This window comes from Chryseobacterium sp. D764 (assembly GCF_019317325.1).
In the GTDB taxonomy this organism is placed as follows: domain Bacteria; phylum Bacteroidota; class Bacteroidia; order Flavobacteriales; family Weeksellaceae; genus Chryseobacterium.
In genome coordinates, this window is the sequence record NZ_CP079219.1 from 1,955,532 (window position 1) to 1,969,381 (window position 13,850).

Genomic DNA, 13,850 nt, shown 5'->3' on the forward strand with positions numbered 1-13,850 from the left:
AATAAATTTTCAATGAAAGACGATTTTATTTTCGGGCTGCGTCCCGTGATTGAAGCAATTGAAGCGGGAAAAACGATTGACAAGGTCTTTGTGCAAAATGCACTTCAAGGTCCTATTTATGCTGAACTAAAAGCAATTTTAGCGAAAAATAAAATCCGTCCCAATTATGTTCCGGTTGAAAAACTGAACCGTTTTACAAGAAAAAACCACCAAGGTGTGGTTGCTTTTATTTCGGATGTACCGTTTCATAAAGTGGAGGATATTGTTCCACAATTATTTGAGCAGGGAAAAACTCCTTTTCTTTTAATTCTGGACAGACTTACTGATGTAAGAAACTTTGGTGCTATCTGCAGAACGGCAGAATGTGTAGGTGTTGATGCTATAATCATTCCGGAAAAGGGTGCAGCTCCTATTAATTCTGATGCTATAAAAACCTCTGCAGGTGCTATTTACAATATTAAAATATGTAAAGAAAACAACCTGGCTCATGCTGTGGATTTCCTTCAGCAAAGCGGAATTTCTGTGTATGCAGCCAGTGAAAAAGCTCAGAAATTAATTTATGATGTCAACCTTACAGAGCCATGTGCTATTGTTATGGGGAATGAAGAAACCGGAATTTCTAAAGAGGTTCTGCATCATGCTGACGAAAAAATAAAACTTCCTATTGAAGGGAAAACTCAATCTCTGAATGTTTCTGTAGCATGTGGAGCGATTTTGTATGAAGCGGTAAGACAGAAAATGACTGCTATACCCAATCCTTAAACATGAAAATAAAATTGCTTTTACCATTATTTTTTGTACCATTTGCATTGAATGCACAGACAAAAAATACAACAACTGACAACCACCTTACCACTGAACTTGATAAAATTGTTCAGAAGGAAGCGCTCACTTATATGCAGAATCCTGCACGTGTAGGGCTCTCAATAGGTATTTTCAAAGATGGTAAAAGTTATTTTTATAATTATGGAACCACGGAAATCGGAAAATCAGAACTTCCGACCTCCAAAAGTGTTTACGAGATCGCATCCATCACCAAGACTTTTACCGGAACACTTCTGGCCCATGCTTTAGCAGACGGTAAAATTAAAATAGATGATGATATCCGGAAATATCTTAGCGGGAATTATCCTAATCTTGAATTTGAAAAACACCCAATAACGGTCGGTAATCTTACCAATCATTCATCAGGATTACCACAGTTCTTACCGGATCAGTCTGAAACATTCAAAAAACCGATGGACTCTGTTGCCATAGCATTAGCTGATTTTTATAAAAACTACTCGAAAAAGAAGTTTTATGAAGATCTTCATCAGGCTAAAGTAGATTTTGTACCCGGAACAAACTATAAATATTCCAATGTAGGAACACAGATCGCAGGAGATATCCTGGAAAAAGTATATCAGAAAAGCTATAAAGATCTGCTTTCAGAGTATATTACAAAGCCTCTGAAAATGAACCAAACCATTGTTGGTACGAATTCTGCACAGCTATTGACTCGCTATAATGAAAAAGGAAAGGTAATGCCCAGAAATTTCACAACAATTATGGCTCCTGCAGGCGGAATTCTTTCTACAACAGGAGATCTCGTGAAATACATGCAGTACCATTTGGATGAAAGCAATAAATATGTGAAAATATCCCATACTCCTCTTGTAAAAAGTGATGGGGATGGAATCGGACTGTACTGGAGGGTACATACCTATGAAGACGGAACTCAAATGGTTTTTCATACCGGAGGTACATTTGGTTTTTCAAGCGTACTTCAGGTCTATCCATCAAAAAATATGGGAGTTGTTATACTGTCTAATGAGTCAGATGGAGAATCTCAGGGGAAACTGTATGATATTGCAGAAAATATAATAAGAAATAGTAGTAAAAAATAAAGTTAAAATCAAATGAAGAACATTGCAGCGCTTGCGCTTATATCATCAATAGCTCTTGTATCTTGTAAAAAAGAAACGGCAAAAATAACGAAAGTAGATCCTAAAACCGGAAAAACGGTAACCGTAGAAGTTCCTGCTGATTCTGTGGCAAAAGTTGCAGAAAATCCGGCAATCAAAGATTCTGCGGGAGTTATCAAACAGACTTTTAAGCTTGAAAAAGGGAAAACTTATCCTCTTACCACTTATCAGAGGGATGTAAAAACAATGACGGATCCTCAGGGAAAATCTATCACTGCAACCAGTGAATCTACGGATGAAATGAACTTTGTAGTCAATGATATTAAAGGAGATGTATACGAAATGACCCTTAATCTTGTAGCGAAAAGAAATTCTCAGTCTGCACAGGGAAAAACAGTAGTGGTAGATACCAAGCTTGCTCTTCCTAAAGAGGATGATCTTAAAATGATCTGGAATGTAAACAAAGCACTTACCGGAAACAAACTTGCCATGAAAATGGATACAAAAGGGAATGTAATCTCTATTACAGGATTTGATGCTGTTTATACAAAAGTTTCCAATGCAGTAGGGACTCTTATCAAAGATGCCAATCAAAAAGCGAGTGTTGTGGCAAGTCTTAAAGAATCATTCAATGAAAAGGTATTAAAAGATCAGTTCCATAAAAACCTGATGATTATTCCTAAAAAAGGAGTAAAAATTGGTGAAAAATGGTCTACTTCTGAAAATGCAGATGCAAGTGGGGCTGTAAAAGTAACTTCCAATTATGTAATGAAAAGTTTAGGAAACGGATCAGCAGAAATTGCCGTTACCGGAGGTATTCCTAAGAAGACTGAAAAGAAAGCTCAGGGACCTATTACACACAGCCTGAGCAGTGAACTGGTTCAGAACGGAACCATTAAGTTTGACGAAAGCACAGGATGGATTACCAACCAGAATATCAACGTAAAAACGACACAGATAGAAACCATTTCAGATGGAAAACAATCTCAGTCTATGAAAAGCGTTTCCAATTCATCGGTAATGGTAAACCCATCTGCTAAATAACTGAATTAAATGCATTCAGGGTTTATTATTTAAACCCTGAACTTTAAATTTTAACATTATGAAGTACATTCTTGAGTTAGTACTCACTGCCATTATTATTTTCTTTGTCTGGAATATTCTGAAAAGGATTTTCTTTAAGACATTTTATAGTTACCGTTTTAATAACAATAATCAAAACAACGGACAGCAGGATCTACAAGACTCGAATAAGAATAACAAACAGAACCTTAACTGGGATGCAGAAACTGTAGACTTTGAAGAGGTGAAAGAGAGTAAGGACAAAAGGTAAACATTCCAAGAAATAAAAGATAATAACCAGCATGGCAAAAAATAAAAACTTCATTTATATTGCAGCTTCATTAGTAGTATTTATAGTTTTAGCATTTTTATATTCTACTCCTGTATTTACAGGAAAACAACTTTTCCAGCACGATATTGTGCAATACAGAGGAGGAGCAAAAGAACTGCTCGACTATAGAGCGAATACCGGAAATGAAACCTATTGGAGTGACTCCATGTTTGGGGGAATGCCGACTTATCAGATGGGAAGCCAGTTCAAAGGTGACATCATCAAGAAAATCGACAGCAATCTGAATTTCCTGCCAAGGCCGGTTAATTATCTCTTCCTGCTGTTTGCAGGTTTTTTCCTTTTGGGAATGGTAGTAGTCAGAAACTGGAAGTATGCGCTCTTAGGGGCCACTTTCTTCGGACTTTCAACCTATTTTTATATCATTATTGCAGCCGGGCACAATGGTAAAGTAAACACCATTGAGTATTTTGCACCGCTGTTAGCCGGAATTTTACTGGTTTATATCAGAAAACAATACATCTGGGGGTTCATTGTTACTACCCTTTTTATGGGACTTCAGATTGCAGCCAATCACCCGCAGATGACGTATTATCTGTTCCTTGCACTAGGATTTTTATTCTTGTCTGAACTGATCAGAGCAATACTGAAAAAGACACCGATGAAGCATTTCCTTATTTCATCAGGAATTATTGCAGCATCATGCATTATCGGAGTTGGAATGAATTCACAAAGAATCATGGCCAATTCTGAGTATGTAAAAGAAACAGTTCGTGGAAAGCAGATCTTAAATAATGACAGCCATACTTCAGGAAAATCCGGAATGGATAAAGAAAGTATGCTGATGTGGAGCTATGGACAGCTTGAAACTTTAAACCTTTTCATCCCAAGATTGATGGGTGGCGGAAGCCAGGAGCCGGAAGGAAAAGAAATGATGAACAGAGTTCAGGAACTGGTTCAGGAAAATGTTGGTTCACAGGCTGAAATGGACAGAATTTCAAAAGGCTTCAGCGGAATGACCTACTGGGGAGATCAGCCGGGAACTTCAGGACCTGCTTATCAGGGAGCCATTGTATGTTTCCTTGCTTTTTTAGGATTCTTCTTTGCCAGAAAAAAATACCGTTACTGGATCTTAGGTGCTTCTATCCTGACTATTTTACTGGCTTGGGGAAGTAACTTTATGCCATTATCTGACTTCTTTATTGATTATGTTCCGTTTTATAATAAATTCAGAGCCCCTTCTTCAATCCTGGTAGTTGTAGAATTATTATTCCCTTTGATTGCCATTTTGGGATTATACAGATTCTTCACAGACGAAGAGCTGACTGAAGAATACAAGCAGAAAATTCTTATGTATGTTGGAGGTGGAACTTTAGGATTTTTATTAATTCTTTTGATCTTCGGAAAATCATTATTAGGGTTTTCTACAGAAGGCGAAAAAACTTATTTTCCTCCTTTCCTACTGGATTATCTTGTAGATGAAAGATATAAACTATTCAGAATAGATGCCATAAAGGCATTTATTTATGTAGCGATTACTGCTGCTGCCTTATTCTTAACCTTAAAGAAAAAGCTTAATCAGAATATTGCTTTGGTAGTAATTGGAGTAGTAAGCTTATTTGATCTATGGACCGTAAACAAACGTTATTTAAATGACGAAAACTACGTAGATAAAATATTTGCTGAAAATCCTTTCCAAACAGAAAGTTCAGATCTGCTGGCTGAAAAAGTTCAGGGGAATCCTAATCTGGAATCCATTTTATCCAATGTCAATATTAACAAAACATTGGAAACAATCGCTGAAAAAGACAAAACTCACTACAGAATTTACAACCAGACCCTGGGTGTGACAAGTGAGACCAATACCTCTTATTTTAAAGCTTCAATTGGTGGTTATCACGCCGTAAAACTAAGAAGATATGATGATGTTCTGAATGAATACATCAATAATGTAGACAGTATAAAAACACCTAATATCTTAAACTTATTAAATGCCAAGTACATGGTTTTCGGAGGACCTGAGCAGCCACAGGTTGTTCCTAATCCAAAAGCCAATGGAAATGCATGGTTTGTAAGTGATTTAAAGTTTGTAGATTCTCCTAATCAGGAAATTAAATCCATCGGGACTATCGACAATAAGAAAACAGCAGTTATTGCATCATCTGATAAATCCTATTTTGACAACAAACCGGTTCAGGCAGATCCTGCTGCATTTATCAATCTTACGAAATACCAGCCTAACGAACTTGAATTTAAATCTCAGTCGAAGACTCCGCAATTAGCAGTATTCTCTGAAGTATATTACCCTCATGGCTGGAAAGTATTGGTGGATGAGAAAGAAGTTCCGTACATCAAAGCAGATTACTTACTTCGTGCAGTACATGTTCCTGCAGGAAACCACCACATCAGAATGGTATTTGAGCCTGAAGTAATTGAAAAAGGGAAATGGCTTTCTCTACTATCATTCGGATTATTCATCCTGTTGTCTGCATTTGGAATTTTCTGGATGAACAAGAATAAGAAAAAAGAAATTTTAGCTGAACAAAAAGCTTAAAACAATATAATATTGCACAATGTCATTCTGAATGAAGCATAGCGTAATGAAGAATCCCAAATGAAAACGTTAGGTACACATAATTACTATGTCTATATACTGACTAATAAAACAAAGACAGTATTATAACCAACGATTTACAGAAAAGATTATACTGGCATAAAAATCCAGAAGCTATTGAAAAAAATTTCACATCAAAATATAATTGTTTTTATTTAATATATTTTGAACATTTTGATGACATTGAGACAGCAATAATAAGGGAAAAGCAAATAAAAGGCTGGACCAGTCAAAAGAAAGAAAACTTAATTAAAGAATTCAATCCGGATTGGAAATTTCTCAATGAAGAGATAGAGTGAGATTCTTCACTGCGCTCCGCTTCATTCAGAATGACATAGACATCAATTAAAAAATGGAACAGAAGAAAATATTGATTATCACCTATTACTGGCCTCCTGCGGGAGGTCCTGGTGTTCAAAGATGGCTGAAGTTTGCAAAATATCTGCCGGATTTCGGATGGAAACCTATCATTTATACTCCGGAAAATCCAAGTTATCCATTACTGGATGAAACCCTGATGAAAGATGTTCCTGAAAATATTGAGATGGTAAGAACCAAGATATGGGAACCTTACCAGCTGGCTGAAAAGCTGAATAAAAGCAATAAAAAATTTAAAGCAGGACAGTTTGATGTAGGAAAAAATCAAAGCTGGAAATCCAGACTTTCGATCTGGGTGAGAGGTAATTTTTTCATTCCTGATGCCAGAGTTTTTTGGGTAAAACCTTCCATTAAATTTCTGGAGAAATACCTGAAAGAAAATAAAATAGATACGATTGTAACTTCGGGTCCTCCCCACTCGCTTCACCTGATTGGTTTAGGACTTAAAAATAATATACCGAGTCTGAAATGGATCGCTGATTTCCGCGACCCATGGACAGAAATTTCTTATTACAAACATCTGAAACTAACTAAAAGTTCGGATCAGAAACACCGTCAGCTTGAAAGTGCCGTATTTAAAAATGCTGACATCACTTTGGCTACAAGCTATACTGATGCGGAAAACTTCAGAAAAGCAGGAGCTAATGCTGTTTGTATTACGAACGGATTTGATGAAAGTGATTCGGATAGTAAAGTAAAAGGACAGAATAGTAAAGATCAGTTTACTCTAAGTTATATTGGTGTTTTAGAGCAACTCAGAAACCCTGAGAATCTTTGGAAAGCACTTGATGAACTGGTGAAGGAAAATGCTGAATTTGCAGCTGATTTTACATTGAAATTTGTAGGCAGAATAGATGATAAAATCCTGCAGTCTATCGAAAATTCAAGTCTGAAAAATCATATTCAGAACCTTGGATATCTTGCCCATGGAAAAGCGGTGGAGGAAATGCAGAATTCAGATCTGCTTCTTATCACCAATTTCCCAAATGAATCTTCAAAAGGAATCATTCCCGGAAAAATATTTGAATATCTGGCTTCAGGAAAACAGATTCTTTCATTCGGGCCGGACAAAGCTGATGTTGCAAAAATTCTGGAAGAAACCCAGGCAGGAAAACATTTCAGTTATCAGGATACAGAAATTATCAAGAAATTTATTCTTGAAAAATTTATCCTTTGGAAAAACGGAAATCTTCTCGAAAACACTCAGCATATTGAGCAGTTCTCAAGAAAAAACCTAACCCGCCAACTGACTGAAATTTTATAATACAAAGAAAGGAAGTTAGAAGCTGGATGCTGGAAGTAAAATACCGGCTTCTAACTTCTAATTTTTAAATCGTCCACTGATCATTCACCACTGCAATCAGATAATATTTCTCCTGAAATTCTTCAAATACAAAGCGGAGTGTTTTCCAATCCATTTCGCCATTTTTTTCGGTTCCTTTGATATAGTTTTCGGTGAAGTCATGTTTAGGATAAATTTCCTTTAAATTATTCAGGGAATTACCTCCTCCTATGAATTTATTCAGTGAATATTGGGATGCTGTAAAATCTTTAGAAAAGACCCATTTACCAAGATAATCATTGACCGTTGTCTTATAAGGATCTCCTGAACCGTCATGTGCTCCCCAGGTAAATAGTGTTTTAGTAGGCTGATATTTTTCAAAATCTGCTTTAGAAAAATGTTTATCTCCCTTTATATCCATAAAAGCATACATTGAAAAACGGATTCCTTTTTCAGGGTGGATCAAGGCAGCAAAACTGGTATAGTCCTTATTTTTCAGAGCCTTCAAAACCTCATCATTGGTCTGTTTCAACACAGCTTCTTTATCAGCAATATTCTGAACGGTACCTGCACTGTCTGTTTTATTTTGTGCGATGGAATCAACCACATTGGGAACAGATTTTCCTGCCTCTTTTTTACAGGCTACAACCAGAACCAAAACAACCAATGGAATAAGTATTTTTTTCATATTATAAATTTTGCTATTGGTAAAAAACACCAAAACTGATGCCAAGCGGTAAATGATTTAAAGAGATAAAGACTATGAGAGCTGCTGGGTTATCGCTTCTCATTTTAAAAATTACATCGTACATTTGTTAGATGGAAATGTTGGATATTCTCATTATCGGGGCCGGACCCATCGGTTTAAACTGTGCCCTTGAAGCTCAAAAAAATAATCTTAGTCATTTAATCATAGAAAAAGGAACCATTGTCAACTCTCTGTACAACTATCCTTTATATATGCGTTTTTTCTCTACTGCAGAAAAACTGGAAATTGACGAAATTCCATTTATTTCGACAGCTCCCAAACCAGGAAGACAGGAGGCATTGGAATATTATCAGGGAATTGCCAGACAAAAAAAACTTAACATCAATCTGTATGAAAAAGTACTGGGTGTTTCCAAGAGCAATGAGCTGTTTGAGATAAAAACAACCAAAGCAACCTATCATGCTAAAAATCTGGTGATTGCTACCGGATTCTATGATATTCCCAACCTTATGAATATTCCCGGCGAAAATCTTCCAAAGGTCAAGCATTACTATACTGAACCATATCCTTATGCAAAACAGAAAATTGTTGTTGTAGGATCAAGTAATTCTGCGGTGGATGCAGCCCTGGAAACCTATAGAAAAGGTGCTGAAGTAACGATGATTATTCGTCATTCCGAGATTTCAAAAAGTGTAAAATATTGGGTGAAACCGGATATAGAAAACAGAATTACAGAAGGCAGTATTAAAGCCCATTTTAATGCCGAAATGATCGAAATTAAAGATAATACTGTTGTTTTTAAAGATGAAAACGGAGAAATTCATGAAATTGACAATGATTTTGTGCTGGCGATGACGGGTTATCTTCCTGATTTTGATTTTCTGAGAAATTCGGGTATTGAACTCAATGGAGACTGCCTGAACCCGTTCTATAATCTTGAAACTATGGAAACCAATATTCCCAACCTTTATCTTGCAGGAGTTGTATGCGGTGGAAAAGATACTCACCTCTGGTTCATTGAAAACTCGAGAATTCATGCTCATATGATTATCAATACCATTCTTTCCAGATCTTAATATTAAACAACTCATATATACTAAAAAGCTTCGGGCAATTTCGTAGAAATTGCCCGAAGCTTTTTTTTAAACTGATTCAATACTTACATCATTTCTCCTTCTGCTTTATTTTTATCCTTAAGCAGCCATGGAATGATAAAGTAAAAACCGATGGCAATAGCTGCAGCCAGCACCCCTGTTCCAATCCAAAGTACATTGAATCCTAATTTTTCAGCAATGAGTGTTCCTATATAAGGTGTAATAATGAATGCTATAGAAAATGACATCCCGTTCAATCCCATGTAAGCACCTTTATTATTCTCTCCTGAACGCAATGCTGTAATGGTTGACATAAAAGGAAGTGTCCATATTTCTCCTACACAAAGTAATGTCATAGACAGCACAAGGGTAACCATACTATAATCGAAAGCCAGCATTGCATAGGAAACTCCACACAGGAAAGTCCCGATAAGCATGGTAAAAGCTAAAGTAAAATATTTTTCAGCAATCTGTACAAGACCCATCTCAAGCAATACAATCAGAAAACCACTGTATCCAAGAATATAGCCGATATTTTGCTGACTCATATGTGCGGTATCTTTATAAAATATTGTCAGTGTACTGAACAACTGGAAGAAACATATTGAAAACAGCATACAGAATACACAGTATACCAAAAATTTACCATCCCGGTACGGAGAATTCTCTTTTTTAATGACAATTGCTTCTTTTACCTTTTTCGCCTTTTGTTTGGCCAATCTTGCGCGGCCTTTAAAGAACCATATATACATCAGCCCTGCCAGCAAAGCAGCCAGCGCATTACTGAAAAACAGAAATTCATAAGAAATAGCAGATAAAATACCTCCTAATGCAGGCCCGATAGAAAACCCAAGATTTACAGCCATACGGTTCAGTGAAAAAGCCCTAGTGATATTTTCAGGTTTCGCATATTTGGTGATTGCCACCGAATTTGCCGGACGGAATGTTTCACTTACAATACTCTGAGCCAAAATAATCCCGGCCAGACCAGCTTCAGTTGTAAAAAGCGGAATTAAACAAAATAATGGAACACTGAGGAGTAAACTCAGACTCTGTACCCTGTATTCGCCAATTTTATCTGTGATCATACCTCCCAGCCACGAACCAATTACCGAGCCTATTCCAAAAAAGCTCAGAACAATTCCTGAATTTTCAATACTGAAATGTAAATGATTGGTCATATAAACTCCCAGAAACGGAAGTACCATAGAACCGGCCCTGTTGATGAGCATTACCAACGCCAGCATCCAACTCTCCTGCGAGAGTCCTTTGAAAGAACTCGTATAAACGTTAATTAATCTCACAATAATATTTTGGGGAAAATTTGAAAGAGCAAAATTAGATAAAAATAACCCAAAAGCCTTTATTTAAAACCCTTTTTTATAAATAACATCCATAAAAACAGACTATCAGCTGTATCCTAAAAAAAGCTTTTTTTTTTACTATTTAAAACTAAAATTCATTTATAAAAACCGTAAATTGCAGTAACAACAGGGATTTTTAGACTAAAGTCACTTAAAAACACAATAAAAATTCAATCAATACTAAGAATGGTAACCTACGAGAATTTACATGATACACTATCCTTTTACAGTATTGACTGCCGGCAATCTTACTATATTTCCTCCGGAAAACCCATTTTTGAATTTCCTAAAGCTCCTTTCAGAATGGATTATTATGCACTGTGCATCTGTACTGCCGGAGAAATCAATATTGAGATAGATCGTCAGAAATATAAAGTAGATGCACACAGTTTTCTTATAGCTGCTCCTTCTACAATTGTAAAATTTGGAAAAACCAGTGATGATTTTATCATGAAACTGCTGTTCTTCGACAAGAATTTTCTGATTAAAAATATTTCCAATCCCTTTATCATTGAAAAAATGAATCTTTTCTCCAAAGGTTCTTACAGTGTTGTAAAAACCACTTCAAAAAATTCTTCATTACTCCAGAATCTTCTGGATGATCTTGAAAAAAAATCGAGAAAGCAGGGTAAATTTACAGAAGAGATTATCCGGACCATTATTTTTCACCTGCTGCTGGAAACGGCTGAGATCATGGAACAGGAAAATTCTTCAACTCCGGGAAAAGAGGATGGAAAAAAAGACCTTTATCTGAAATTCAGCAAACTTATCAGAGAAAATATCAGGCAGCAGCGAACAGTTCAGTTTTATGCGGATCAGCTGCATGTTTCCAATAAACATCTTATAGAAATCATTAAAAAAGCAAGTGGAAAAACACCTCATGAGGTTATTGATGAAACCTTGTTGAAAGAAGCTTACGTTATGCTTGGGAATCCGGATATTACTATTTCAGAGATAGCATTTGACCTTCAGTTTAATTCGGCATCTGCGTTCGGACGTTTTTTCAAAAAGCATACTGCTCTCTCTCCTTCAGAGTACAGAAATAAAGAAAATATTCAGTCATGAGAATTTGGGGATAATAATTCTGAACTTGAGGATATATGTCGCTTTGTGAATAGAGGTACCTTTATACTGTTAATTAAAAACAATAAAAGATGAGTACGATCAATTCAAAATTCGACAACGTTTTAAATGCCTCTGACCAGTTTGGAAAAGTAAATCACGAACCGGATTCAAGTAAAGAAGTTCAGATTAACACTCCTGAAAAAACGATGCCTTTCTCCGACCAGATTGGAAATTATCAACGTAATAAAGGAATTCCTTTACAGTCTTACGAAAACAGCAAAATCTATATTGTAGGAAGCGGAATTGCCGGTATGTCGGCTGCTTACTATTTCATCCGTGACGGACGTGTTCCCGGCAAAAACATTATTTTCCTTGACCAGCTTAATGTTGAAGGTGGATCTCTGGATGGAGCCGGTAACGCAAAAGACGGCTATATCATCCGTGGCGGAAGGGAAATGGACATGACCTATGAAAATCTATGGGATATGTTTCAGGATGTTCCTGCTCTGGAATTGCCTGCACCGTACAGTGTACTGGACGAATACCGTCTAATCAATGACAATGACCCGAATTATTCTAAAGCAAGATTAATTCATAACCAGGGACAGATCAAGGATTTCAGCAAATTCGGACTTGAGAAAAAGGATCAACTGGCCATTGTAAAACTACTGTTGAAGAAAAAAGAAGAACTTGATGATCTTACGATTGAAGATTATTTTGCAGAATCCTTTCTGAACAGTAACTTCTGGTTCTTCTGGCGCTCTATGTTTGCCTTTGAAAACTGGCACAGCTTACTGGAACTGAAACTGTATATGCACAGATTTCTTCACGCGATTGACGGAATGAAAGACTTTTCATGTCTTGTGTTCCCTAAATACAACCAATATGACACTTACGTAACTCCACTGAAAAACTTCCTGGTAGAAAAAGGAGTACAAATCCAATTCAATACGCTGGTAAAAGATCTTGACATCCATATCAATACGGAAGGAAAAACAGTAGAAGGAATTATTACGGAACAAAACGGAGAGGAAGTAAGAATACCGATCGGTAAAGATGATTATGTTATTGTGACCACCGGATCTATGACTGAAAGTACTTTCTACGGAGATAACAATACCGTTCCTGAAGTTACAATAGACAACAGCAGTGCAGGACAAAGCGTAGGATGGAAACTGTGGAAAAATCTCGCTGCGAAATCTGAAGTATTCGGGAAACCTGAAAAATTCTGCAGCCATATTGAAAAATCTTCCTGGGAATCTGCAACATTAACATGTCGCCCTTCTGCCTTCACAGAGAAATTAAAAGAGCTCTGTGTAAATGACCCTTATTCCGGAAGAACTGCTACAGGAGGTATTATTACCATTACAGACTCCAATTGGGTAATGAGTTTTACCTGCAACAGACAGCCTCACTTCCCTACCCAGCCGGATGATATATTGGTGGTATGGGTATATGCCTTACTGATGGATAAAGAAGGTAATTATATCAAAAAAACAATACCTCAATGTACCGGAAACGAGATTCTTGCCGAACTATGTTACCACTTAGGAATGACAGACCAACTGGATAATGTCATAGAAAACACAATTGTTCGTACTGCATTCATGCCTTACATCACTTCCATGTTTATGCCAAGAGCGCAGGGAGACCGTCCGAGAGTAGTTCCTGAAGGATGTACCAACTTAGGCCTTGTAGGGCAGTTTGTAGAGACCAATAATGATGTGGTTTTCACTATGGAAAGTTCTGTAAGAACAGCAAGAATAGCCGTTTACAACCTTCTTAACCTTAACAAACAGGTTCCGGATATCAATCCGTTACAGTATGATATCCGACATTTGTTAAAAGCTACTCAGGCTCTGAATGACTACAAACCTTTCTTAGGAGAAGGTATCATAAGAAAAGTATTGAAAGGAACTTATTTTGAACATATTCTGGTCAACCGTCCTGAAGAGAAAGAAGAACATGAATCTTTCATCATGGAACAGGTAGGTAGATTCCAGGAATGGGTAAAAGGCGTGAAGGGCTAATATCTTAACACTTACACTACTTAACGCAATAAAAAAGCAGGACTTAGATTAAGTCCTGC

Annotated in this window: 12 protein-coding genes; 10 read left to right on the forward strand and 2 right to left on the reverse strand. The window is 36.7% G+C overall.

Going from position 1 to position 13,850, the window contains the following annotated elements:
* Positions 1–12 precede the first annotated feature (12 nt).
* The 7 genes from rlmB to KYG33_RS08825 all read left to right on the forward strand — a co-directional run bounded on the left by rlmB (position 13) and on the right by KYG33_RS08825 (position 7,511).
* Positions 13–762 carry a 23S rRNA (guanosine(2251)-2'-O)-methyltransferase RlmB gene (gene rlmB, locus KYG33_RS08795; RefSeq protein ID WP_077418341.1) on the forward strand — a complete coding sequence of 250 codons (750 nt, stop codon included), beginning with the start codon at positions 13–15 and terminating at the stop codon, positions 760–762.
* Positions 763–764: 2 nt separating this feature from the next.
* A complete protein-coding gene (locus KYG33_RS08800; protein WP_180564331.1) occupies positions 765–1,886 on the forward strand; it encodes a serine hydrolase domain-containing protein in 1,122 nt (373 codons plus the stop codon).
* A 12-nt stretch (positions 1,887–1,898) separates the two neighbouring features.
* Complete coding sequence (locus tag KYG33_RS08805; protein WP_077418337.1) at positions 1,899–2,948, forward strand: DUF6263 family protein; 1,050 nt, start codon at positions 1,899–1,901, stop codon at positions 2,946–2,948.
* Positions 2,949–3,006: 58 nt separating this feature from the next.
* Positions 3,007–3,237 (forward strand): hypothetical protein, encoded by a 231-nt coding sequence (locus tag KYG33_RS08810; protein ID WP_219073089.1) that lies wholly within the window; start codon positions 3,007–3,009, stop codon positions 3,235–3,237.
* A 31-nt stretch (positions 3,238–3,268) separates the two neighbouring features.
* Positions 3,269–5,809, forward strand: a complete 2,541-nt coding sequence (locus KYG33_RS08815) for a YfhO family protein (RefSeq protein WP_219073090.1) — start codon at positions 3,269–3,271, stop codon at positions 5,807–5,809.
* Between the two features lie 176 nt (positions 5,810–5,985).
* Positions 5,986–6,168: a GIY-YIG nuclease family protein gene (locus KYG33_RS22570; RefSeq protein ID WP_317169714.1), complete on the forward strand. Its 183-nt coding sequence runs from the start codon at positions 5,986–5,988 to the stop codon at positions 6,166–6,168.
* 53 nt (positions 6,169–6,221) lie between these two features.
* Positions 6,222–7,511, forward strand: coding sequence for a glycosyl transferase family 1 (locus tag KYG33_RS08825; RefSeq protein ID WP_077418333.1), 1,290 nt, complete (start codon positions 6,222–6,224; stop codon positions 7,509–7,511).
* Between the two features lie 64 nt (positions 7,512–7,575).
* Here the strand turns inward: KYG33_RS08825 and KYG33_RS08830 are convergent, their stop codons facing one another.
* Positions 7,576–8,217 (reverse strand): hypothetical protein, encoded by a 642-nt coding sequence (locus tag KYG33_RS08830; protein ID WP_219073091.1) that lies wholly within the window; start codon positions 8,215–8,217, stop codon positions 7,576–7,578.
* 131 nt (positions 8,218–8,348) lie between these two features.
* Here KYG33_RS08830 and KYG33_RS08835 point away from each other — a divergent pair, with 131 nt between their 5' ends.
* Positions 8,349–9,314 (forward strand): YpdA family putative bacillithiol disulfide reductase, encoded by a 966-nt coding sequence (locus tag KYG33_RS08835; RefSeq protein WP_180564334.1) that lies wholly within the window; start codon positions 8,349–8,351, stop codon positions 9,312–9,314.
* Between the two features lie 83 nt (positions 9,315–9,397).
* On the opposite strand, the gene KYG33_RS08840 is transcribed toward KYG33_RS08835, so the two are convergent.
* A complete protein-coding gene (locus KYG33_RS08840) occupies positions 9,398–10,579 on the reverse strand; it encodes an MFS transporter (protein ID WP_077418327.1) in 1,182 nt (393 codons plus the stop codon).
* Positions 10,580–10,882: 303 nt separating this feature from the next.
* Here KYG33_RS08840 and KYG33_RS08845 point away from each other — a divergent pair, with 303 nt between their 5' ends.
* Positions 10,883–11,761: a helix-turn-helix domain-containing protein gene (locus KYG33_RS08845; protein ID WP_219073092.1), complete on the forward strand. Its 879-nt coding sequence runs from the start codon at positions 10,883–10,885 to the stop codon at positions 11,759–11,761.
* 89 nt (positions 11,762–11,850) lie between these two features.
* Positions 11,851–13,791, forward strand: coding sequence for an oleate hydratase (locus KYG33_RS08850; protein WP_219073093.1), 1,941 nt, complete (start codon positions 11,851–11,853; stop codon positions 13,789–13,791).
* Positions 13,792–13,850 lie beyond the last annotated feature (59 nt).

Bases quoted from the DNA above. Each gene is read 5' to 3' on its own strand.
- KYG33_RS08800 (WP_180564331.1), top strand. From the start codon at position 765: ATGAAAATAAAATTGCTTTTACCATTATTTTTTGTACCATTTGCATTG.
- KYG33_RS08845 (WP_219073092.1), top strand. From the start codon at position 10,883: ATGGTAACCTACGAGAATTTACATGATACACTATCCTTTTACAGTATT.
- KYG33_RS08850 (WP_219073093.1), top strand. From the start codon at position 11,851: ATGAGTACGATCAATTCAAAATTCGACAACGTTTTAAATGCCTCTGAC.
- rlmB (WP_077418341.1), top strand. From the start codon at position 13: ATGAAAGACGATTTTATTTTCGGGCTGCGTCCCGTGATTGAAGCAATT.
- KYG33_RS08835 (WP_180564334.1), top strand. From the start codon at position 8,349: ATGGAAATGTTGGATATTCTCATTATCGGGGCCGGACCCATCGGTTTA.
- KYG33_RS08810 (WP_219073089.1), top strand. From the start codon at position 3,007: ATGAAGTACATTCTTGAGTTAGTACTCACTGCCATTATTATTTTCTTT.
- KYG33_RS08805 (WP_077418337.1), top strand. From the start codon at position 1,899: ATGAAGAACATTGCAGCGCTTGCGCTTATATCATCAATAGCTCTTGTA.
- KYG33_RS08825 (WP_077418333.1), top strand. From the start codon at position 6,222: ATGGAACAGAAGAAAATATTGATTATCACCTATTACTGGCCTCCTGCG.
- KYG33_RS08815 (WP_219073090.1), top strand. From the start codon at position 3,269: ATGGCAAAAAATAAAAACTTCATTTATATTGCAGCTTCATTAGTAGTA.
- KYG33_RS08830 (WP_219073091.1), bottom strand. From the start codon at position 8,217: ATGAAAAAAATACTTATTCCATTGGTTGTTTTGGTTCTGGTTGTAGCC.
- KYG33_RS08840 (WP_077418327.1), bottom strand. From the start codon at position 10,579: ATGCTGGCGTTGGTAATGCTCATCAACAGGGCCGGTTCTATGGTACTT.